This is a genomic window from Terriglobales bacterium, from assembly GCA_035487355.1.
Lineage (GTDB): Bacteria > Acidobacteriota > Terriglobia > Terriglobales > Acidobacteriaceae > QIAW01.
This window is the reverse complement of the sequence record DATHMF010000047.1, coordinates 39,983-63,262: the sequence shown is the minus strand read 5'-3', so window position 1 is coordinate 63,262 and position 23,280 is coordinate 39,983. Positions and strand designations below refer to the sequence as shown.

Below are 23,280 nucleotides of genomic sequence, written 5' to 3'. Positions count from 1 at the left end.
CGCGCTAGGAGTTGTAGCTAACCGTGAGCGCAATGCCAATCTTTTCATGGAAGACGTGGGCGTAATAGCCGCTCAGCAAACGCTGGATGGCCAGGGTCGCAGCATCATTACTCCAGACGCGCAGGGAGCAGAAGCCTTGTTGCAAGAAAAAGTGCGGCGCATTGCCCGCACCATGGTGCTCTGGGGAGAAGACCGGCAGACGCCGCTTACGGCAATCTACGCCGGAGCAAAATACATCTATGCAGGCCCGCACGAGTGGGGACTCTCACTGACATGTATCCCTTATCTCCTGCTGGCCCACGATGTTGTTCCAGCCGATGGCGCGGCTGCTGACTTACTGCAGATGACATACGAAGACTGGGAGGCGCGTCTCGAACTGACTCCACTCCCCCAGGCGCCACAACCTCCCGACTCAGGGAGCGTGGGCTGCTAGTGGTATGCCAGCACACGAGCAAAGGAGATCTGACACATGGCACACAGCAAATACCTCAACGGAAGGCGAATCGATCCGCCCCGCATCGGTCCGGGAATGAGCCTAACAAGCCTCGTGGATGGTACATTCCAGGCGTACAACGCAGCGCGGCTCCGTGAGAGCTGTCATCTCTTCACCAAGAAGATGCTGGAAGAAGATGTGACGGTTGGTCTCTCCATTTCCGGAGCACTCACGCCGGCAGGGCTTGGCATGAGCGCCCTGATCCCACTGATTGAAGCCGGCTTTGTTGACTGGATCGTCTCGACCGGCGCGAACCTGTATCACGATACGCACTTCGGCATCGGCCTGGACTTCTATGAGGGTACTCACCAGATCTCCGATTTGGCATTGCTGCAGGAGCAGGTGGTGCGCATCTATGACATTTTTTTTGATTTCAAAGTGCTGTTGGATACAGATGATTTCTTCTGGGAGATCATCGGCGCCGAGGAGTTCCAGCGCACCATGAGCACTGCCGAGTTCCACTATCTATGTGGCAAGTATGTGGCTGCCAGGGAAAAAGAACTGGGTATTGGGCGCAAGTCTTTTCTGGCTGCGGCTTATGAGGCGGGAGTACCAATCTACACTTCGTCGCCCGGGGATTCGACAATCGGCATGAACGTAGCTGCCAAAGCCATGGAGGGAGGCCTCCTCTTGTTCGATGTCAACGCCGATGTCAACGAAACTGCAGCCATTGTGCTGGACGCCAAGCGCCGCGGCGGCAAATCAGCCGTCTGCATACTGGGTGGCGGCAGTCCGAAGAATTTCATCCTGCAAACCGAGCCACAAATCCGCGAAATTATGGGCGTGGAAGAACTGGGGCATGATTACTTCTTGCAGATCACAGACTCCCGGCCTGATACCGGAGGCCTTTCTGGTGCGTCGCCGAATGAAGCCGTGACCTGGGGCAAGGTGGATCCCGATAAGCTGCCGGACGCCGTGACCTGTTATCTGGATTCCACTGTGGCTCTGCCCATCATGACGGCGTACGCGCTGGACAACCATCCACCGCGCAAGCCGAAGCGCCTGTTTGAACGACGGGCGGAAATGATGGATCGTCTGCGCCTGGAGTTGCAGTTGCTGGCGACCAATGAAACCGCCAAGAATGCGGCCCGCGACTATGCTTCCTGCACGAAACATGCGACCAGGAGCCAAGGGTGAAAGCCTGCGGCACGCACGCTATGAATTTGTTTTGTTATGAGCGTTAGGAAAATGACTATGTCTGGCATTGATCATGTACACGGTTTGACCAAAAATCTGTTCGTACAGGAGTACCTCTCCCGGCGCCGGCCGGTCAAGATGTCGGGCGTGATGGACGAATGGCCTGCCATGGCCAAATGGGATTTTAGTTTTTTCCAGTCACTCAAGCCGGATGTCGACGTGGACGTAGAGGTCGGCGACTGTCTTACTCAAGCGACTGTACTGGAGAAATGGAAATTCTCGAAGTACGTAGCGGCCATCGCTGCAGATTCTCCCGATGGTCCCCAGGTTGGAGGTTCGCACTATTTAACCCTATTTCCTCTCCTGGAGACCTTTCCCGATCTGCGCTCTGATGTGTGTTTTCATCTCTGGCCTACGCGTTATCACGTGCTTGTCGCGTGGATCGGCCCTAAAGGCACTTTCTCTGGACTTCATTGGGACCGCAGTCACAGCTTGCTGGCGCAGGTGCGCGGGAGTAAGCGGGTCATGCTCTATGAACCGGAGCAGTGGGCCCGCATGTATGAAAGCCGCAAATTCGATTGGGGGACGGCCCTGAGTCAAGTTGACGCGCTTCATCCTGACTATGAACGTTTTCCGTTGTTTAAAGACATTAGCGGTACGGAAATTTTGCTGGAAGCAGGTCAGATGCTTTATCTCCCACTGGGCTGGCCCCACTATGTAGTCTCGCTGGAACCATCGGTCAGCCTCTCGTCCTTCGGGTACACGCATCGCGATTTGATGCCATGGGCGGCTCGCAACTACCTGTTCGGCTACCTTCACGACCTGGGACTCTACCGGCGCAGTTACTGTGTTTGTCATGGAACCAAATCGAATGAGAGAAAACACTCCTAAGAATGAAAGGTTTTTGGATTGAGCTTGTCGTACAGGAGGGCAGAGCGCTTTCCGTCAATTTCGACTTTTGTTCATCTCCTCCGGCTGTGTAAGTTCCCAGACCCCGAGCAGGCGGTAGTCGCACGTTAACTCTTCCCCGGCAGGAATATCACGCGCTGCATAATTAACGCCGTCAACCTGGTTCACGTTCGGCGTGTCGGAGTGGTTCATGAATCGGCCATTATCAAAATCACAGAAGGTAAAGCCGGGATCCAACGGATCTTTAAAGCCAAAACACCGCACGAACAATTGCATTGGAGCCGGCATTGTCTCAACCTCTTTGTCGATGAAAATAAGGTCGTATCGCTCATCAAAAACGCATATTGGTGCGCCGACCGCGATCGGTTCCGCGGCGAACAGACCTACGCCATGAATCGGGCTTAGGGCAAGATATGTTCGAACAACCATCATGACGCCTCCAGAATGAACAGGCAGACTTGTGTATCTTTATTGAAACTGCTGGGCAGAGGTTTTTGCCGCCAAACAGACGGAAGACGAAAATCAGCTTTTTGGTCTCGGCCCAGGAGGCTCTTCTCCCATCAGTGCGTAGTCGCAAGTCAATTCTTCTCCTGCTGCAATAGCACGCACCGCTACATTACCCTCTTCAAGCTGGTCCGTATTGGGTGTATCGGAATGGTTCATGAAACGGCCATTATCCACGCCACAAAAAACAATGCCGGGATAGCGATCGTCCTTGTAGCCGTATACATCGATAAACTCACGCATCAATCGCGGCATCTCCGCGACCTCGGCGTCAGTAAATTTGCGGTCGTAAAGTGGTATCCAGACCGTGGTTCCTTTCGCGATCGGCTCTGCCGCGAACACACCGACCCCATGAATGGAACTTGGGGCAACATAGATGGGCACGAGCATCATAAAGTCGTCTCGGGCAGACCTCGTGGTTCTCTATTTCTCAGCACGGTTCTTAACGTTGTATTCATCGCTCCACTGCCTTTTCAGCGCGCGCAATTGTGACCAGAACTGGGTCGTCGTCCGGTATGCTCGCCGACCTGCTCCTGGTTCTGCTCCATATTTCTGCGGCCGGGCCGTGTTTGACTTCTTCGTGAAAGGTGCGGCAGAGCGGGCACTCTCCTCCGTTACCCTCGGGTTGAGCTGGGGGTTCATCTACCTGGGTGCTGAAATCGCCGCGATAGTTCCGCAGCGTTATGCGGCCGTTGCCGGAAGCAACCATATAGTTCGGGGCCAACGGAATCTTGCCTGCTCCCCCGGTTGCGTCAACAACAAACGTGGGTATTGCGTAGCCCGAGGTGTGTCCGTACAGTGATTCCATAATTGCCAAACCAGTGCTGACGGGTGTGCGAAAGTGACTCAGTCCTTCCGAGAGATCGCAATTGTAGAGATAGTATGGACGACAACGGACCTTCACCAGTTCGTGCAGCAGCTTCCTCATCACGATGGGACAATCATTGACGCCGCGCAGGAGAACGGTCTGGTTGCCGGTTGGAATCCCGGCATCGATCAGGCGCTCCATGGCTTCTTTCGTAGCAGCCGGTTGCAGTTCAAAGGGATGGTTGAAGTGGGTGTTGACCCAGATGGGATGATACTTACGCAGCATGCTCACGAGTTCCGGCGTGACACGCTGAGGTGCTACCACCGGCATCCTGGTCCCGATACGAATGATCTCAACATGGGGAATGCTGCGGACTCTGCTGATAATGTCTTCAATCTTGTTGTCGGGCAGGCCCAACGGATCGCCGCCAGAGATCAGGACGTCCCTGATCTCTGGGTGGACGCGAATATAGTCGATAGCAGCGCGAAGGAATGCCGGATCATTGCCTCCATGGTCTCCCACGATACGGCGGCGAGTGCAATAGCGGCAATAAAGAGCACATTCATGAGTCGCCACCAGCAATCCCCGGTCCGGATAACGATGCGTCAGACCCGGCACCGGCGAATCCACGTCTTCATGCAACGGGTCGGACATTTCATAGGGTGCCACAGAGAGCTCCGCCATCCTCGGCATCGTCTGCAAACGCATGGGACAGGAAGGGTCGTCCGGATCAATCAACGTGGCATAGTGCGGCGTAACTCCCATGCGGAACATATGCGCCAGGTTTTCGGACGCGGCATCCTCATCCTCCGTAAGCGGGAACAATGCCCGCAAAGACGCGGGGTCGGCAATGCGGTTTTTGAGCTGCCAGCGCCAGTCGGACCACTCGCGATCAGTAACGTGCCGCCACCGGCTTATCTCTTGCCATGGACGTGGTTCTAAAAGCATGTTGTCGCCTCAATACCAGCGGGATGCCGGCGGATGTTGTACTGCCGAGGGTTCGGTATAAATCTGGATTTTTGCGAATCGACGTATGCCAGACTGGAAGCCTGCAAACTTGAGTGCAGCGGTTGATGGACACGATGCAGGAACTGGAGTGCGTACAGCGTCTTTACGGTCCAGAGATCCACTAAGCCGTCGGGCAGCGGCAAAGCGGGACTGATTGTCCTGGAACAATGCGGCGACCCGCAACGGCAGTCGACTTTCCATCCCGGATCGCTCAAAAATGTCCGGTAGTCACACAATATCTCTTCCCCCGCAGCGATGTCCCTGATCGCGATGCCAAAATCAAGCCCGTAGTCGAGCACATTGGCGTCGCACGAGTGGTTCAACAGAAAAGCCAGGGTGCACGGCAGGATCACCGAGCCATCCTCGAGATAATAGCCATACTCATCAAGTTGCTGAATTTGTGTCACGCTTAGCAAAGATAATTCTCTGCGGGAAAACACAGGACACCTGCAGCATGGATGCCATATAACAGTGCCGGTCGGAATAGGTTCGGTCGCGAACAATCCGAGGCCATGCGCGTGACTTGGTTTGGCGATGATGTGAGATAGCAACATACTGTTAGTCCGCAAACTGAAAGTGCTGACGCAATAACGTTTCCTGGTCGAGTGCGTCAGAAGCTGAGTGGCCGATACAGAGGTACCGAACTCGGCGGTCCCACTGAAGCGTGTCAGCCGTGAGTACGACTCCTCTTTTTCGACTTGCATCATAGGCCAGCCCTTCGGAAACCAGCCTGTCCAAGACGCCCGCAAATGACATCTGGTTTTGCAGTGGATGAGAATCGGCCAGCCACGAGTGCGTCCTCTCATAATCGTCAGCCACGAGGCGTCGCATGAGAAGATCCAGATAGGTGCCGCCGGTTTTGCGCAGGTTCGTTTCGGTGAGAAACATCTCTCCGTTTTCCGTTACGCCCGCGTCAACATCACAGAAACCAAATACATCGTTGCGGTGCAGGTATTCGCCGAACTTCAAGCCATAAGCATCAAGCTGTTCACGCATTTTTGCGTGCTCCTGTCCGGGAGGCGTCAACATGCCGGAGAAGGAACCGCCCGGCACCCGCATGGAACATGTATACGTAAGCATGGGGCCGGAACGGGAAATGTGAATTTCCACACTTGGTGAATCGACAAACGGCACGAACGGTTCAAGAACAAAACCGGAGGGCTGATCGGCCAATCCGTTGAATAATTGTTTGACATGTTCAGCCAGGCCGTTGTTTTCGTGAGCTGCAACGTCAAGGGTCAGGTGACCAAAACCGTTGGAACCCCGGTTCGGTTTGATTTTGTATTGTTTGTGTCGAAGCGACCCTGACCGGGCCAACTCATACACGCTCTCAGGAGAAGCGCAGTATCTTCCGTCGAGCACGGGAAGCCCCAGTTCTTTGGCGATCTGCTTGAATCCTGCCTTGGTGTTGAGTAGATAGTAGATCGCCATCGCCGACGCAGGCACCTGGCTGTCATAACCCAGCAGCGGTATTCCAAGAGCGTTGGCCAAGTCAATGGTTGGAAGGTCCGGCGCAAAGCAATCCAAAGCAAAGCCATCGCCGCATAGTGCCGCTTTCAACCTGGCGAACTGTTCCTGACCTGTGAAATACGTTGCCAGAGGTGAAAGATATGGCTCAGGCGTGGCGATGATGGTGACGCTCCCGGCATCAAGGCCGATAAGCTCAAGGCAGTAGTTCTTGAAGACGTCGGAAATGGGACAGGGAATGACTAGAACATCGCCGGGGAAGCAAGTGCAAAGCTCTCGCGGCGTCACAATGGCCATGCGGCGTGCGTAGTCGGCCGGGGCCTTTGCAATCATCAGTTCGTTGACGAGGTTTACGAAGACAACCCTGGGGCGCGCGGTGATTCTATCGAGCAGCTTTACTGGCGAAGGCTTCATAGCTTCCGTCCTCCAAAAATGGCATGGCCTGCATACATCCAGTAGCTATCCACCTGTGAAAATCCAGCCTTGGCCAGAAGGTCACATTCTTGCGTGATCGGAAGCGGATGATCACCCTCGTTTTCTTCCGGATGCCGGAACAGGTTCCAGCGCGTAGTAACAAATGCACGGTAGGCAGCCCCGCCATCGTTGCTTTCTTCGCTGAAATGCTTAACCCAGCGGTCCCAGGCATCGGCGGCAACGCTCCGGCCCTCTGCGCTAAGCGGCCAAACCAGGTCCGCGTTTACAAAAATCCCTCCGGGGGCCAGCGAGTCATACAGATCACGGTAGAAGCCGGGTTTTTCCTCCAGGGTAAGGTGATGTAAGGCGAGTGAAGAAACAAACGCATTGACCGGAGGCGAAAACTTTCTCCAATTGTGATTGTGAACATCAAACAAATCGGCCTGAAAGCGATTGCCGAACTCCGCCAGGTTGGCTCTGGCCTTTTGCAGCATGACCTCTGAACCGTCACATGCCTGCAGGGTGGCTTGCGGAAGTCCTTCGAGTAATACGCGACACAGCTTGCCTTCACCGCAGCAGAGCTCAACCACGCGATACGGATGCGACTCCGGCAGAAGCCCACAGATTGTCTTGTACTGCTCTTGCCGATAGGGGACGAATGCTTCGCCGTAAGTTACGAAGACATCGGTTGCATCGTTGTCCCATTGATCGCGAGCGTTGCACGTATTCATTCTTTTGGTCCTTGTCATGTTCCTGCGGCAGCCGAATTTTTCGGGCCGCAACTCGCATATTTCGTTTTTTAAACTGCAGCCTGGCTCATCTGCACGTTCTTTCCCAGCAAGTCAAAGCTAAGCGTAGCCAATCCGGAGAGGGCCTGACCGACAGGCAACGGTTCCAGGATCTCGTTCCACCTTGCCCCGGACAGCGGAGTTTCATAGCCCAGCGCTCGCCATCCTTTAACAGCAAAAGATGGGACCAGCGGAGCCGCGAGCATCATAAGAACCTTGGCTGCCAGCAGTTCCAAAGCCACACTCGTCTTCCACCGGACATGCCGGCCACGGACGAAAGACCAATGGTCTTCTGACTTTCCGAATCTGCGGGCGAGACGCACCAGTTCACAGCAAGTGCGGGTTGCTTGTTGTGGGGAAAACGTTTCCGGCTGGTAAGCGGCTTCCGCCTGAGAGATCAAACTGCGCAATGCGCCGGCAAAGTTTTCGTGGTCTTCTTCCAATTGCCAAGCCAAGGGAACGCGCGCGTTGCAGCCGCGGGAGACTTTCTGGCCAAGCCCCTGCAGCCAGGCTTCCCATCCTTCGATCAACTCGCACTGAACGGTCTGGTAAAAGTCTTGCAGGGTAAAATTGCACTGCTCACGCTCCGGTCCGGTATGCGCCAGGTAAAAACGTACCGCGTCAGAGGAAGCTTGTCGCAGAAGCTCCTGTCCCCAAATAGCATGGTTCCTGCTGGTAGAAAACTTCAGCCCATTCAGCCGGTAGAATTCATTGGTAACAAAAGTCTGAGGTAGCTGGATCTTTGGATCGCCGGCAAGAAACAACGCCGGAAACAGGACAGCGAAGAAATAGCTGTTGTCAAAACCAAAGAACTGCACAATCGCAGCGTCCTTTGATTTCCAGTAACTGGTCCAGTCAGGCGGGGTCTGCAATTTGGCATTCAGCTCGCACGTTGCTGCCAGGTAGCCAGGAGCCATCTCAAACCAAACATAGAGTCGCTGATTTTCAAAGCCCGTGGCAGGCACGGGTATACCCCAATCCGTAACGTGGGTTACGGCGATGTCAGGAAGCCTCTCCGCCAGCATTTGCTCGCACAGCGCGCGGACATGAGGGGCCATCTTCAGTGATTTGTGATATTGCCGCAGTTGCTGTTCATACTCGGATAGCGGGAAATATAGCCGCTTGAGAGGGACCTTATACGGAACGGAGCCACAACTCTTGCAGACTGGATCGATCAAGTCTGCGCAGTCGTTGGGGCGTCCGCAATCCTCGCAGGCGTTTCCACCGCTGGGGTGTTCGCAATGCGGACATTTTCCTGATACATAAGCCTCGAAGAGATGGCGATTGCAGACGCGGCAAAAGAGCGACAGGGTTTCTTTTACTACAAGCTTGCCTTCGCTATACAAACGTTTGAAAAATTGTTGGACAACCGGAATATGATACATGGATTTTCTCGGGCGAGCATAGATGTCCAGTTGAATCTCTGCCGCCTCAAGGGTCGTCTCCATGGCATCGCCAAAGTAATCTGCGACCTGGGCAGGTGACCAGCCCAGTTGCTCGGCCTTCAAGCTGACATAGCTCTGATGATCGTCGACACCGGAGATATAGTAGTGTTCGGTGCCGCACATCGCCAGGTAGCGGCAATAGATGTCCGCGCCCAGATAAGGCCCGGACAAGTGCCCCACATGCAAGTCTCCGTTCGGAGTGGGTGGAGTGGCAATTACAAGGAAGCGCTTGGCTGTGGTTTTTTTATTGTTGATCATGCAATCCGTGCCTCAACGGAACAAGCACCAAAATCTGGAAACAACTGAAGGGCCGTCGCAGCAATGGCAGGCACCAGGCGAAACCCGGCTCCGGAACATGCGCCTGCAATAACAAAATTTTCGGCTCCGGGATGGGAAGTGATCAGTGGTGCCCAATCGCTGCTGTAGGCATCACAGAAAACGCGCCCTGCATTGCAATAGGGAACCAGTGGCGGGCAATAGCGCTCAAGTATTGCAAGTGCCGCCCTCCTTTCATCGGGCCGGATATACAGGTCTGAGAGATGGGGCAAACAGTTCCATTCGCTCGAAGTAAAGCTGAAAATCCATTCCCCACGTTCGCAGGAGGGCAGTAGAAATGCATCCTCATCAAAGAAATAAATGATAGGACTATTCAACAATGGAGCTTGCAGAACATGCAAAGCAGCCACTTTCTTTGTCCGCACATTCATTGCTTTCGATAAAGCACTGCCTGGCCCATTCAGTAACCACGGGCCGGTTGCTATCAACACGCGCCGTGCATGGATGCTGCGGCCATCGAGGGCCTTTAATTCATGGCCATCGCCAACTGAACAAATATCAGAGATAGCGACACCTTCCCAGCACTGCGCCTGCGGCAGGTGACGGAATTGAGAAACAAGCAAGGAGGCCGTTGCCTGAGCGTAACCGATAGCACCGAAGCAACCGACCAATAGTTCCTGGTCACGAGCGACTCGCACTCCCGGTTCGGAGCGCGCGATATCCGCCCGTTCTTGGTCGCTGGCAAAGCGGACTGGTTCGATGAATCTTTCTGCGACCTGCTGAGCATTTTTCTTGCTGACAATGCCCAGAAACGGAAGCCGCCGAATTGGCAAGCTGGGGATATCTCGCCGGAGTTGCTCGTAAAGACGGGCACTTTGAACTGATAAATGCTTCTGGCCAGGAGTGCGGCCGTACGGGAAATCGAGTCCGGCGGAGTGTGCGGTCGCCCCCCCGCCCACAAGTGAGCGGTCGAGCAGCAGGACATGCCACTCCGGCCGTTCGCGCTTGGCCAAATAAGCGGCCGCGGCGCCAACGATCCCGGCACCGATGATTGCTAGGTCAAACATTTATCCTGCCACCAAAAAGAAATGACTCTTAACGGTTCAGAAGAATGGTTTTTTATCTGGTGCGTGTGCAGAGGCTGGAAATATACTGCGTCTCCGGCATTGAGAGGTATGGATTCCTGGTCATACAGGAGCTCCCCCGTGCCCTGAATGATGATCCACATTTCAGCAACGCTGTGGACGTCGGGTGGCGAACAGCCGCCGGGTTCCACTACAAAACGGGAAGACTCAAAAGGAAAACGCGAATCCACCTGCAGTAGTTCAAGTCGCATCCCGGAGTCCTCGATCTCCGGTTCGTCATAGGGAACGCGCACATCGGTTGCGATTTTCACACCAAGCCTCCTGCAGCCTGTCGTTTCATTTCCGGCACTTCCAGTTCGAACAACGAACTCACCTGTTCAACCTCGTACACTTTCTGCTTCATCAGGCTGTTGATGATGATGGCGCTCCGCCATGCCATCAGACTGAGATTGGGATCTGCAATGCCACGCTGATTGCGTGCCCCATTTTGGACATAAATTTTCTGGTCGCGAGGCCCATCCCACTCAATCGAAAAGTCCTCGTGCAGGCAATAGCCATCTTTCGTCCAATGGATTCGCTCCTTCAGAGGTTGCAGAAACTCTGGCATTCGATATTCAAAGCCGGTGCACAAGATAATCACGTCAGCGGAAAGATGTTCCGGACGGTTTTGCACAGAGTTGTGTAGCGTGAGCACCCACTCGCCGTCGCATCGATCCAGCTCTTCGAACTGGCGGCCAGGGTGCAGCGAACACACACGCCCCTTTTCCTGGCCGAATTCAAGGACGTAAAGACGACGGTAGATTGCCTCGAGCACGTCAAGTGAAATCCCGTCGCTCGACAGTTTCTGTTCGGCAAGTAAGCGCGCTTTCTCATGCGGCTGAAGCTTGAAAAAATGATTGCTGTAGCTCGGAGTAAAAAGCTCGTTGGCAAAGGGAGATTCATCCAAGGGCATGAAATTTGCCCGCCGCGAAATCCAGATGATTTCGCGAGGCAGCCTGGCGGTATTGGAAAGCAGGTGCAAAACCATTTCAGCCCCGGTTTGCCCGCCACCCACAACTGCGACCCGCAACCCGGATGCATCCAGGCCAAGAGCTTCTTGCGCCGGGAAGACCGTGTCGCCGAGGTGCCGGCGGGCACATTGAGGAATGACCGGCGACAACCCAGTGCCCAGCACCAGGTTTCTGGCCTGTATGATCCCGTTGTTTCCGTAGAGCTGAAAGCGTTCGTTGTCGTGGTCAACGGCTTCGATGCCGCACCCAAAGTTCAAGTTTGGCAGTGAGTCGCAGATCCAGCGCATGTACTGGTTGAACTCCAGGCGGCTGACGCGAGAGAAATTTGCCGTGATGAAACGATAGATTCGTTTAGTAGCAAATAGAAACGACACGAAGGAAAAAGGGCTGGTAGGATCAGCCAGAGTTACCATGTCCTTAAGGAATGAGACTTGAATCGTTGAATCGGGAAACATCAGACCTGGATGCCAGTGAAACTGTTTCTTTTGATCGCAGAAGCAGGAGGTAACTTCTTTTAGCGGATGGATGAGGGCAGCGATGCTCAGATTCGAGGGTCCAATGCCGATGCCTGCCAGATCGTATACATCAGGTTCCGGCAAGAACCCATCATTCATTTTGCCAGACTTGTCAGAATCGTCCATAACGTTTGACAGAACACGTTGCAACCTTGATCCAAATTGCTATTGCGTTCAAAGTCTTCTGCAACAACGCAATCGAGCAAAGAAAACCTTCATCCGGGATTCGAAAAAGATGCGGGCCGCAAGTCCGGACAAAAATGGATGACAGTGATTCCGCATCGGTCAGTAGTTGCATTGACAGAATTGCTCGAGCTGCTGCCCAATGTGGCCCGCGGCCGCAAGTTCGAGTGCGCGCGCGCTGACCGCAATGTCAAGTATGCCGAGACCAAACGGGCTGAATAGCGTGAAAGGAGCAGGCGTTCGCGCCGGCTGCTCCCCCAGAGTTATTTCTGCAAGCGAACAACGGATGAAATCCCGGTTACCTGAGGCCATCTCCGCCAAATGTAAAGATGTTTGTTCCCGGCAAACATGGTTGCGATCATCTACGACATTGTCTGCTTTGAGTACCAGGGAGGGACTTAAATCGCGCAATGAGATACCCAGTATCACTGGTCCGGGCGCGCATATGGACAGGTCTTCAATATAGGGTCTTGCCGCCGTGGTCGCAATGCTGATCAGCGATGATTGTTCCATGACATCCTCGCGCTCGCGAGCGCATTCAATGAGCGCAAAAGGAAAGAATTCTTTAATCCTGTGCGCAAATTGCATGGTCCTGTTGGAGTCAAGATCGGAGGCCAGGATGCGCTGAACTCCGGGAAAGACGACACCGAGAAAACGGGCAATCTCATAGTTGATGCGTCCACAGCCCAGGAAGCCAAGCCTTACTGCCCGTCCGGGATCTACCAGCGAGCGGGCCGCCAGGGCCGCGCTCGCGGCCGTTCGCTTTGCGCTGATGACAGCGCCTTCCAGAATCGCGATCGGCAAACCGGTCTCAGTCGAATTCAAGATGATGACGGCGGAAGCCCGCTCGAGTCCGCGTTTCAGATTGTCAGGAAAGGAAGCGATCCATTTGAGGCCGGCGACGGGCTTCTCGCCTCCTAGATACGCAGACAGCGCGATGATCCGATTCCCGCCATTTCCATTAAGGCGCAAGAAAGAAGAATGCGGAAGTGAACTGTCTCCGCGATAATGCAGCTCATACGCAGACCGGACAACAGAGATCAGCTCATTTTCACGGCCGTGAAGAAGCTCACAAATCTGTTTGCCGCTTAAGACCAGGATACTGTCCGACACAAGCCTCCTCTTCTCCGCCCTTTAGGGTTGAGTCTGCCAAAGATGAACGACATTGCCAAAATGTTGCAAGACCCACTCATCGGAGTAAATGGTATCTAGGTAGCGTTCGCCGCGATCGGGCATAAGCAACACAATGTTGCTGTCAACGGGCATCTGGTGCGCGAGCCGGGAGACGGCGGCGATCACGGCGCCGGAAGAACCTCCGGCTAGAATGGCTTCACGCTGCGCCAACCGCCGGCACGAAACAATGCAATCCAGATCAGAGACCAGTACGCATTGGTCGTACAGACCATCCTGAAGAAGGGCCGGGCGAATGGAAGCACCGTGTCCTGGAATCAGCCGATGTCCCGATGGCCCGCCAAAGATCACGCTGCCTTGCGCATCAACGGCAACAACCTTGGTTTTCAGGCCATGAGCGCGGAGATATTCCGAACACCCTCTTAAAGTGCCGCAGGTACTCGTGGATACAAACAGCCAATCGACCTTGTCCTCAAGCACTTCGACGATCTCCCGGGCCGTCTGATGGTGGGAGAGTGAATTCATAGTGTTGGAGTATTGGTTGGGCCAGAAACTACCGGGAAAGACACGCAGTATTTCCTGTACGCGCTGCAGGCGGGCGGGCAGATACTCGCCGGAGACTGGGTCAGGCTGATCGACCATCTCAATCTTCGCCCCATAGGCTTGCAACAACTGAATATTCTGCTTTGTAGTCTTGGGATCGACCACGCAGATGAGCCGCAGCCCGTGATAGCAGCAGGCCTGCGCCAGACCAATTGCCATGTTGCCGGAGCTCGACTCAACCACAACCGTATCGAGACCGATCTTTCCCATTTCGATTGCATTCTCAATGATCTTCCACGCAGGACGGTCTTTGATGCTTCCCCCCGGGTTGAGCATCTCAAGCTTGGCGTAAATCTGGATAGGAAGGTCTTCATAGACCCGGTCCAGCCGAACCAATGGCGTCTGCCCGATGGCCGATAAGACCCCGGTAGCTGGACGCACTCCAACTGAGGTCCGCGTCTGTTCCGATACCGTCGTAGATACAGCGTTCATTTCAAAGTATCGGCGAGTCAAAGGCGCTCGCGATGCAAAAGGATTGCTGCCGCTCCTTCCGGTGAGATTTGCGACCTATTCACATTCGCAGTAAGACCAATAACGCCAAATCCCAGTCACGTCCTTTTGGATGACAGGAGAATTTGTCTCTCGCCTTCGACTTCATGGCTAGGTTTCATCACGAAGAAGGTCTTCTGGAGCGTTGTGCCCGCCGAGAGAAATATGCGAGGTAAAGAAGGAAAACAATGCATCATGTCGTTTTCAAGGTTTGCCGGAAAGCAGTTCCGGAGTTACTTGCTTCAAGAGGAAGGAAACTTAAGGTGAAAACTAAAACGGCGATACCAAACCCCGCGGCACCAGCCAAAGACCAACGGCAATCGCAAACTGATGCTATTGCCAACGTCGAGGACAGTTCCACACTAGACGACCATCTTAATCGGATCCACTGTAGTAACTCGCAAACCGGTGCCGTCGGGAGATACGACTTCATCCGTCTTTATGCGCGCAAATTCCCCAGCGATCTGATGTAGCAATGCGGAAAGCAGAGGCCCTCTCCTGTGCAATAATTCCACCCAAGTGAAGAAGAAAAAATTCATTCGCGAATAAAACCGAATGGACGACTGCGTCTCGTGCATTGTTCGTCTCTCTCTAGCAAGGGAACTTCATACGTGATCTCAATTGTGAGTGTGGAAGTGAAGGCCACTATGGTTTTGAAGGGGGCTGGCAAACTAAAAGTAAGCGCTTTTTATCGATAGATAATCGCTTACCCAAAATTAGGCTGTGGTGTTAAGATGAGAAGCGAAAATGCCAAAAAACTTACGGACTGCAACAAGTATTCGGGAGAAGGGTTAGCGGATCAATGGCAATCGCGAGCGTTCAATGTCCCTCAGCGGGGACCGCAGCGCCATCCATATACAAGGGTGCGCTGGCCACGGTGACTACTCTGTTCTTTATGTGGGGTTTCGTCACGGTATTGAATGACATCCTTGTTCCTCACCTGAAGTCGATCTTCGACTTGAATTATGCCGGGGTGATGCTGATCCAATTCGCATTTTTTTCAGCGTACTTCATTTTTTCAATCCCCTCGGCCAAGGTGATCGACTGGATTGGCTACAAGAAAACGATGGTTGTTGGCCTCTTTACCATGGGCCTCGGAGCGCTGTTATTCATACCGGCAGCCAGCGTGCCCTCCTATCCCCTTTTTCTCGGAGCATTGATGGTTCTGGCGGCCGGAATTACCGCTCTGCAGGTGGCTGCCAATCCTTACGTTGCCGTGCTGGGGCCTCCGGAGACTGCTTCAAGCCGTCTGAACCTGGCGCAAGCGTTCAATTCCGTGGGGACGACGATTGCGCCGTACCTGGGTGGCCTGTTGATTTTGAGTAGCGCTCCCAAGAATATGGACGCGGTGCGGCACATGTCCCCCGAGGCGCTGCAGGCTTACCGCATCCATGAAGCCTCCTCGGTCAAGGCGCCTTATTTGATCATCGGACTTGTACTGGTTGCGCTTGCAATCGGCATTGCAATGTTCAAGCTCCCGGCGATGCCAGAGGCGGAACGTCGCGGGCAGATGGCCCCGGGCACGAGCATATGGAAGCACCGCCATCTGGTACTGGGAGCAGTTGCGATTTTTCTTTACGTCGGCGCTGAAGTCTCTATCGGCAGCTTTCTGGTCAACTATTTCAGCCGGCCTGAAATCGGCAATGTTTCAACCGTCGTCGCCTCCCGCTTCGTTTCTTTCTATTGGTTCGGCGCAATGGTCGGGAGGTTCATCGGCTCAGCAATCCTGCAAAGAGTCCGTACCGGAGTGGTGCTGGGTATCGCAGCAATTGCGGCCTGCGTGCTGGTAAGCATTTCTATGCTCACCTCCGGACACCTGGCTATGGGGAGCATCATTCTGGTTGGATTATTCAATTCAGTGATGTTTCCCAATATCTTCACACTGGGAATCGAGAGACTTGGACCGCTGACCGGTGATGGCTCAGGGTTGCTGGTGACCGCCATTGTTGGAGGGGCAATCATTCCGGTGGTCCAAGGTGCGTTGGCAGATCATGTGGGCATCCAGCATGCTTTTATCCTGCCGGCAATTTGTTATCTCTACATAATGTTTTATGCGTTCCGAGGTTCAAAACCGGAATTGCCGGCGTGACCCGAATGCAGCCATCGTGACTAGTCCTCCCGACTTGCCATGCCCGGCCATATCCATACTAGAAGCCATATTTGGCGAGAATAGCTTTTTCGTGCTTTCCGATTAAAGCAAGTGCTGCGTGCTGAGCCGGGAGTTGGAATGTCAGCCGCACGCCGGTGAGGTTGTCGCGAAGATCGAGTTTCGTATCGTCCGCATTCTCGGAGGTCATCACGTAGAGGATGGAATCTTCGAGCGCCACGGGATAAACCAACACACCGGATGGGAGTGCTGACTGCAGCTCAAACATCGGTCTTATGCCAAGGCGCGCGGAGACGTAGGTGTAAAGGTCTGCGGCAGCCTGCGATCCCTCCGACAGTTCCACTGGATACGCGGCCCAGAAGATGCGCCCTTTCCCATAGGGGACCTCCTTGAACGTCGACCCATCATTAAATCGCAGTGCATCCAGCAGATTCTGTTTTTGCTGATCGAAGGAAAGGGGAAGCGTGCGATCATTCAAGCGGAGCGCTGCACTATGCCAGGTGAGCGGTTCGGTTTGCGCGTCCAGCTTCAGTTCCGCAGCTCGCATTGTGGAATGCCAGTGCTCGTCGCGATCAACCGGTCCGGTAACCAGCAAATTCCCGCCTTCGGTCACATACTTCAACAGCGAACGCCAGGCGGTCTCGGTCAAGGCTTGCGGTGAAGGCAGAATAGCCAGTTTGGGCGATCCAAGTTTTTCAATCTGATTTTCGGCAATAGCATAGGGAGCCAACCGGCTGTAATAAGCCAGTGCTCGAACCACCTTCCGTTGCGCCTCTAACTGCAGATCCGCCTCCACGGAAAACTGGGAGGCTTGCGAGGTAATGATCGCGATGGAATATTGTTGAGGGTTCCGCAGATGCTCATGAAGAGACTTTGCAAACCCGGCAAAGTTGCGCATGACGGTGGCTTCCGGTTTTTCAGTGGCGTCGGTACGAATCGCGCCGATCGGTGTCTCGTTGCCTTCGGTCATGTAGGAGTTTGTGTTCCAGAGCCACTCGACCGCTCCAGATCCCTGAATGAAGGAAATGGCAACCTTGCGTTCCAGGAGCGCTGCCTCACTCTCTGGCGTGCGGCGCGCAGTTTCATCGAGGTTCAGCTCTCGCTGCAGGCCGGTCTCCTGGATCAGCAGCGGTTGGCCCGGCTGCTTCGCCAGGAGCGAATCCCACAACACGAAATCGTTTTGCCACCAGGAGTGGTTGGTGGTGAAGTCAACGAACTCTCCCCAAAAAGCCGGCGAAAGCCGGTCTTGAATACCGCCTTCATCCTGGCCGACGGTAATCAATTGTCGGGACCCGGTGCTGCGAACCGTGCTGCGCATGCTCTGGACCCAATCCGAGAACGTGTCTTGTGCGAAGAGAAAGAAGTCGTAAACCTTGAGCGAGTTGTGGCCCACGTACATGCCACGTGGCGTGAATTCGATTTCTTCGGGGAGGGACACGGCTCCGGTGACCTCGCTGGCAGGCAGATTCCACGCCGCGGCTAACGCAGCTCGATCGGGATAACGCTTGCTTAGCCAATCGTTCCATTTCCGGAGTTCAATGGGATCGCCGTTGGGGCGCATCTTCCACACATATTGAGAAATGCTGGGCTCGTTGATGAAGTCCCAGGCAAGCGAGGGGACATCGTGGAAACGCCCAACCACGGACGCAATGAGCGTCTGTTGCTTACGCACCGCTTCCGGATCCAGATATGGATTGACACCCCCTAGAACCTCGGGCAGGAACGCAAAAAAATTAAATTGCACGGGTAATCCATTTTTGCGGGCAGTCATCAGGTAGGCTTCAACCGTGCGCAGGGTTCGCTCATAGGGCTCGCCGTTTTCGTCGCAGAACTTGTCCCAGCCTGTCCACCAACCGGTGCGGATCATGTTCAGACCGGCCTCGTGGATTTGGGCAAGGTCGCGGTCCCATACGTAAACATTGGGATGCTCAAAATACAGGCGCTGAACTTCGCTGGACATGTAGGTGGTTCCGACAACGGCCAGGGGATGGCCGTCGAGTTCAAAGAAATCCCGATTTACCGTCAGGCGCGGACCAGAACGCAGATAGGCTTCGTCCCTTATCCAGAAGCCGGAATGATAGATAGCTCGAACCTTGTCGCCATCGAGCAATTGCGCCTCTATGATCCAAAGCCCCTTGTCATTCGGCGCGGGCAGAACGAGCGGCTGCGAAGAAGGGAGAGTGATTGTTGCCAGGGAGCGGCTCGACGGTTGTTGCTCGGGGAATGTGGCGATCTTGACGGTCAGCGGCCCCAGAGGCGGCTCGGCTGAGTGCCACAAAACTTCTAACTCTACCGGTTCGCCGTGCAAATAGAGTGGCAGCACCGGCCGCACGGTGAATTCCTGGCTGCCTTGCATGGCCACTTCCGCCAGGGCCCGAATCAGGTCTGGCGCTTGCGCGCTGCTGTAGAATTCCGGCGTCAACTCGGCATTCAAAAAGATCCATCGCCCGCCGTCAAATCCGTTTCTCAGGTGATCAATCTGGAGAGCGGGAGCGGCCAACTTGCGATGATCCTTGACGCCCCACGCAAGTGCGTCCAGACGAGCATCAATCGCGCCGGCCGACCCTCCCCGCTTGTAGAGATCAACCATGCTGAGGCGAATGACTGGGCTGAATGCTCGCTTCCAGGCAAAACGCGGCAGTTGCAGGGTTACATCGGGATTAGTCTGGAATTCCAACTCTTCCGAGCCCGGTGTCACCTGATACTGATCAATCATGAGTGGGCGTGTGAATCTTACGCTGTAGTCTCGAAGCTTCCAGCCGGCGGCATCACGATAGGCCGATCGCGTAAAAGGCCTCCCACCCAGCACCAGAAGGTTTCCACCGCGATGGAGAAATCGGTAAATCTCAGGCCAAGCTTTCTCAGGGAATGCGGAGCCGTAAGGAAGCACGAGCAACCGGGTCGTAGTGGTATCAAGCAGTGTTCCAAGTTGTTCCCCGGAGACCAGGCGGGCTGCGGGCAGTATTTTCTCCAACTGCTCCGGAGAGGGACTAGCCGAATCTGCAGCAGGAAATCCCGCCTCGCTAAACACAACGACAGATGATGGCGGTTCGGCTACAAGCGCCGCAGTCCCCGCAAATAATATGGTTATGCAGACTGTAGAGATTAGCGTTTTGCTCATTCGTATCCCACCCCTCCTCAGGTGGCTGCGTGCAGCGAAGCTCGGCCAAGCATTCACGCTGCTGAATCAGAAAACGCCATTTATGTCTGACGGGAGTGTTCAGAAAATACGATGCGCTTGCCATGATCAATCGCCTGATTGCCGAGCGCGACCGCCATGCCGGCAGCCAACGCTACCTGTTCGTCTGCTTCTGGGCGTTGATTCCTGCGAATGCTATCTATAAAGGAAGCACAGGCAACATAGTCCGGACTGCCCTGTTTGTCTTTCGGCACAGAGACAGTTTCGCCAGGACCGCGATACGGCATCTCTGAACGATAGCTTGCGCCGGTGACAATCCCGTGCTCCACGATGGTCTGTTGAGCGACCGCGGACTGCGGTCGCTTGGGCTCATAATAAAAGATCGCGTCCGACTCTGTGAGCACAGCGCTGCCGTCGGTGCCGTAGACGCGCACCTGGGCGCCGTCAAGCTGGTTGGTGGTGATCGCTGAAAAGACTAATGTCTGCCCTGAGGGATAGCGATACGTAACTTGTACGTTGTCCTGGGTCTCGCGCCCATCCTTCCAGAAATCAATTCCACCGCTACCCACAACCAACTCGGGCATACTGCCAAAAACTTCGTTAGCGAAATTGATGTGATGCGAGCCCAGCTCGGCGACCAGCCCGCCGGAGTACTCCTTGTAAAGCCGCCAGTTGATCAAGCGTTCCAACTTCTTGTCACTGCCATTGGGAACAGGACGCCGCCAATTGTTGTTTCGATGCCAGTAGGCATAGACCTGCGTGACCCGCCCGATTTTTCCCGCCTGAATGCGGCGCAGGGTCTCGCGATACCAGGGCGCATAGTGATATTGCAGGCCCACCTGGAAGTGTTTCCCGGTGCGCTTCACCGCATCGACGATGCTGTAGCACTCCTCGACGGTAAACGCCAGACTCTTTTCACCGTAGACATGCCTCCCGCTTTCGAGCGCTGCGATCTCATGCTGAGAATGAAGCGAAAGCGGAGTGGAGACGATTACAGCATCAAGGTCACGCGCCGCTAGCAGCTCGCGGTAATCGTGATAAATCGGCGTGTTTTCTTTTGTGATTTCACGTGCAGCAGCGAAACGAGGTTCATACACATCGCAGAGTCCGGCAAAGCGGACCCCGGGAACGCGCAGGAATGTGCGCATCAACTGCTGGCCACGGCTTCCAGGGCCAATAATGCCGAGATTGATCTGGTCGGAGGGCGCCTTAGGCCGCGATTCCCCGTTTTCTACCAACAACAGAGCACCGCCCGCCGCTGCCGCGCGGCCAATAAATTCGCGTCTGTTCATCTTGCTATTTGCTCCTTTCCCTTCTCTCGTTTGGTAACCAGCGTCTGCACATCGCCGCCGCAATCCTGCCACTGCCATTGCACCAATCGCTGCGATTCCGGTTCACCCAAAATCCACAGCCCCCGCGCAGCTGATACGGTCGCAAGCAATTTACTTCCTGCCTCGGGCCCCATCACGAACATGGCGTTCGAGAGAGCATCGGTGGTTGTGCTATCTGGAGCTATCAGCGTAGCTTGCAGAACACCTTGCACGGGCACTCCGGCGCGCGGGTCCATGACGTGACAATACCTACGTCCGTTAAGCTGAAAGAACTTTTCATAATTCCCCGAGGTGGAGAGCGCCTCATTGCGCAGCGCTACAGTCGAAACTGTTTGGGAACGATCTCCCGGCCTGGGTACATGCACGGTCCAGGCACTCTTCCCTGGCGGAGCATTCATGGCATAAAGTGTGCTGGATCCTGCATCGACCAATGCCGCTTTCACGCCAGCTTCGCGCAAAACCTTCACCGCACGGTCTACGGCGTAGCCCTTTCCGATGGCGCCCAGGTCGAGCTCCACACCGGGAGCGGCAAAGTGCACGGTGCGTGTTGCCGGGTCAAGATTTACCTTCTCCGAACCCACGCTCTCTCGCGCGTGCCGGAGTTCCGCGTCCGCGGGATAGCGGCCCCCGCCGCGAAAAAATCCCCACGCCCGCATCAGCGGTCCGACGGTCACGTCAAATGCTCCAGCGCTTCGCTGGCTGTAAGCTACTGACGTCTGGAGCAACGCGAAGACCTCAGGATCCGTCGTGACCGCCTGGCGTGCTGCAAGACGGTTGATGCGCGAGAGTTCGCTCGTTGCCCGGTAATTGCTCAACGCCTCTTCCAGGCGTTCGATCTCTTCAAAAGCCGATTCAAATAAAACTCCCGCCAGTTCCCCGTCGTGCGCATAAAGGTAAATCGTAAACACTGTCCCCATTGCGTTTCGCGACTGAACAAATAACTCATCGGGAGATTTCACTTCTACAGGTCCTTCGCTTTCCTAAGGGTTCGGCAGGAGCTCTCGCGTCTGAAAGTTTAACTCAAGTCCCTACCCGCCTTCGCCGTCTGAGACACCTCCTGGAAAGTAAGCTTGAGCCCGAACTGGAGGTTGCCGGGTAAGGATTGGGCGACGCTGAACCGGGGATGGTTAAAAACGTTGAACGCCTCCGCGCGGAATTGCACCCGTCACCATAATTAAGCATGTGTTGCGCCCGTGTGGAAGCGAAGGCTACTATGGTTCTGAAAGAGCTGTCAAGGTAAAAGTAAGCGCTTTTTAAGCATAGATAATCGCTTATCTAAAACCCGCATAATCATGCGGGCGATGCTATGATAAACAGCAAAAATAGTGGGGTAGTTGGACTCGGGTCCGGATAAGGAACGTTGTGCTTCAGGCTGCAGCGCAAGAAAGCATTGTCATCGGTGTGGATGTTGGTGGCACGAAAATCGCTGCCGGGTTGGTTGACCGCGCTGGAAAAATACTGCATAAGAACCGCATCCCGATGGTTTCGCAGGCTGGAGCTGCCTCTGGCATGGCGGCGGTGATCTCTGCCATCGATTCAGTCTCCGCCAAGACTTCAAGTGATACGGCCCTCAGGTTGATTTCCGGCATTGGGATCTGCTCCCCCGGCCCGCTGGACCCGAATGCAGGCATCGTGATTAATCCTCCCAATTTACCCTGTTGGCGGAATTTTCCGCTGGCGGCTGAAGTCTCACAGATCTACCGGGTCCCTGTGAAGCTCGATAACGACGCCAACGCCGCGGCGCTGGCAGAGACTTTATGGGGTGCCGGCCGTGGCTATCGTAATGTCTTTTATATCTGCATAGGCACGGGCATTGGCACCGGAATTGTGTTGGATGGCCGCATTTATCACGGACGCACCGGCGCGGCCGCCGAAGGTGGCCATCTCAGCATTGATTACCGCGGTCCTCGCTGCGGATGTGGCAAGCGGGGCTGCATCGAGGTTCTCGCATCCGGTCCCGCGATCGCCCAAAGAGCGCGCGCAAAACTTGCTGCAGAGCCGGCCCGCGGCTCGAGCATTCTTGACCTCGCTGACGGGCACATTGACGCCGTCACCAGTGAAATGGTCGGCCAAGCTTACGCCGCCGGTGATGGTCTGGCCGCCAACGTACTGCAAGAGACCATCGAGTTCTTGTCGCTGTGGATCGGCAACATCGTGGACCTGTTGGAACCGGAGGTGATGATCGTGGGTGGCGGTGTAGCCACCATGTTGCGGCCGTTCTTCGACGAGATTCGCAATCGCCTCCCTGGTTGCAGTGTCAATTCGCGCTGTCAGGAGATCCCGCTGCTTCCCGCATGTTACGGGGCGGATGCCGGCATCGCCGGGGGCGCCGCGCTCTCTTCTCAGGCTTTGGCGACGTCATAGTCGTCGCGATCTTTACTTCAATGCAAATAGAGCAGCCGATTCATCAAACCATCTGGTTTTGTTGACATCAGGGC

General features: G+C 55.0%; 20 protein-coding genes. 5 read left to right on the top strand and 15 right to left on the bottom strand.

The genetic code is table 11. The features are described from left to right. The 3 genes from VK738_10595 to VK738_10585 all read left to right on the top strand — a co-directional run. Nucleotides 1-433: histidine decarboxylase, pyruvoyl type (locus VK738_10595; protein ID HTD23094.1), on the top strand; the 433-nt coding region annotated here is incomplete at its 5' end. A gap of 36 nt (nt 434-469) precedes the next feature. Continuing rightward, a complete protein-coding gene (speY, locus tag VK738_10590; GenBank protein ID HTD23093.1) occupies nt 470-1,630 on the top strand; it encodes a deoxyhypusine synthase in 1,161 nt (386 codons plus the stop codon). Nucleotides 1,631-1,687: 57 nt separating this feature from the next. Then, the gene (locus tag VK738_10585; protein HTD23092.1) at nt 1,688-2,521 is read left to right on the top strand and encodes a cupin-like domain-containing protein; all 834 of its coding nucleotides are present in this window, start codon (nt 1,688-1,690) and stop codon (nt 2,519-2,521) included. A 54-nt stretch (nt 2,522-2,575) separates the two neighbouring features. On the opposite strand, the gene VK738_10580 is transcribed toward VK738_10585, so the two are convergent. The 12 genes from VK738_10580 to sbnA form a co-directional block, all read right to left on the bottom strand. Beyond that, a complete protein-coding gene (locus VK738_10580) occupies nt 2,576-2,971 on the bottom strand; it encodes an SET domain-containing protein (GenBank protein ID HTD23091.1) in 396 nt (131 codons plus the stop codon). Between the two features lie 90 nt (nt 2,972-3,061). Continuing rightward, nucleotides 3,062-3,436 carry an SET domain-containing protein-lysine N-methyltransferase gene (locus tag VK738_10575; protein HTD23090.1) on the bottom strand — a complete coding sequence of 125 codons (375 nt, stop codon included), beginning with the start codon at nt 3,434-3,436 and terminating at the stop codon, nt 3,062-3,064. A gap of 61 nt (nt 3,437-3,497) precedes the next feature. Next, entirely contained in the window at nt 3,498-4,799 is a 1,302-nt protein-coding gene (locus VK738_10570) for a KamA family radical SAM protein (GenBank protein ID HTD23089.1), read from the bottom strand. Next, nucleotides 4,790-5,413: an SET domain-containing protein gene (locus tag VK738_10565; protein HTD23088.1), complete on the bottom strand. Its 624-nt coding sequence runs from the start codon at nt 5,411-5,413 to the stop codon at nt 4,790-4,792. The genes VK738_10570 and VK738_10565 overlap by 10 nt, the downstream gene beginning before the upstream one ends. Nucleotides 5,414-5,417: 4 nt before the next feature. Then, nucleotides 5,418-6,740: a peptide ligase PGM1-related protein gene (locus VK738_10560; GenBank protein HTD23087.1), complete on the bottom strand. Its 1,323-nt coding sequence runs from the start codon at nt 6,738-6,740 to the stop codon at nt 5,418-5,420. Continuing rightward, entirely contained in the window at nt 6,737-7,471 is a 735-nt protein-coding gene (locus VK738_10555; protein ID HTD23086.1) for a methyltransferase domain-containing protein, read from the bottom strand. Before VK738_10555 ends, VK738_10560 begins: the two co-directional genes overlap by 4 nt. Nucleotides 7,472-7,539: 68 nt before the next feature. Then, nucleotides 7,540-9,231 carry a class I tRNA ligase family protein gene (locus VK738_10550; protein ID HTD23085.1) on the bottom strand — a complete coding sequence of 564 codons (1,692 nt, stop codon included), beginning with the start codon at nt 9,229-9,231 and terminating at the stop codon, nt 7,540-7,542. Continuing rightward, on the bottom strand, nt 9,228-10,316 hold the full coding sequence (locus tag VK738_10545) for an FAD-dependent oxidoreductase (protein HTD23084.1): 1,089 nt from the start codon (nt 10,314-10,316) through the stop codon (nt 9,228-9,230). The genes VK738_10550 and VK738_10545 overlap by 4 nt, the downstream gene beginning before the upstream one ends. Then, nucleotides 10,304-10,645 (bottom strand): cupin domain-containing protein, encoded by a 342-nt coding sequence (locus VK738_10540; protein ID HTD23083.1) that lies wholly within the window; start codon nt 10,643-10,645, stop codon nt 10,304-10,306. The genes VK738_10545 and VK738_10540 overlap by 13 nt, the downstream gene beginning before the upstream one ends. Further along, nucleotides 10,642-11,958, bottom strand: coding sequence for a SidA/IucD/PvdA family monooxygenase (locus VK738_10535; protein ID HTD23082.1), 1,317 nt, complete (start codon nt 11,956-11,958; stop codon nt 10,642-10,644). The genes VK738_10540 and VK738_10535 overlap by 4 nt, the downstream gene beginning before the upstream one ends. Before the next feature lie 186 nt (nt 11,959-12,144). Then, on the bottom strand, nt 12,145-13,155 hold the full coding sequence (gene sbnB / locus VK738_10530) for a 2,3-diaminopropionate biosynthesis protein SbnB (GenBank protein HTD23081.1): 1,011 nt from the start codon (nt 13,153-13,155) through the stop codon (nt 12,145-12,147). A 21-nt stretch (nt 13,156-13,176) separates the two neighbouring features. Then, entirely contained in the window at nt 13,177-14,208 is a 1,032-nt protein-coding gene (gene sbnA, locus VK738_10525) for a 2,3-diaminopropionate biosynthesis protein SbnA (protein ID HTD23080.1), read from the bottom strand. An 859-nt stretch (nt 14,209-15,067) separates the two neighbouring features. Here sbnA and fucP point away from each other — a divergent pair. Beyond that, nucleotides 15,068-16,354 (top strand): L-fucose:H+ symporter permease, encoded by a 1,287-nt coding sequence (gene fucP / locus VK738_10520; protein ID HTD23079.1) that lies wholly within the window; start codon nt 15,068-15,070, stop codon nt 16,352-16,354. Nucleotides 16,355-16,412: 58 nt separating this feature from the next. Here the strand turns inward: fucP and VK738_10515 are convergent, their stop codons facing one another. The 3 genes from VK738_10515 to VK738_10505 form a co-directional block, all read right to left on the bottom strand. Then, nucleotides 16,413-19,493, bottom strand: coding sequence for a hypothetical protein (locus VK738_10515; GenBank protein HTD23078.1), 3,081 nt, complete (start codon nt 19,491-19,493; stop codon nt 16,413-16,415). Between the two features lie 80 nt (nt 19,494-19,573). Then, entirely contained in the window at nt 19,574-20,803 is a 1,230-nt protein-coding gene (locus tag VK738_10510) for a Gfo/Idh/MocA family oxidoreductase (protein ID HTD23077.1), read from the bottom strand. After that, a complete protein-coding gene (locus VK738_10505; GenBank protein HTD23076.1) occupies nt 20,800-21,801 on the bottom strand; it encodes an FAD:protein FMN transferase in 1,002 nt (333 codons plus the stop codon). Before VK738_10505 ends, VK738_10510 begins: the two co-directional genes overlap by 4 nt. Nucleotides 21,802-22,204: 403 nt before the next feature. Here VK738_10505 and VK738_10500 point away from each other — a divergent pair, with 403 nt between their 5' ends. Beyond that, nucleotides 22,205-23,206, top strand: coding sequence for an ROK family protein (locus tag VK738_10500; GenBank protein HTD23075.1), 1,002 nt, complete (start codon nt 22,205-22,207; stop codon nt 23,204-23,206). The last annotated feature ends 74 nt before the right edge of the window (nt 23,207-23,280 follow it).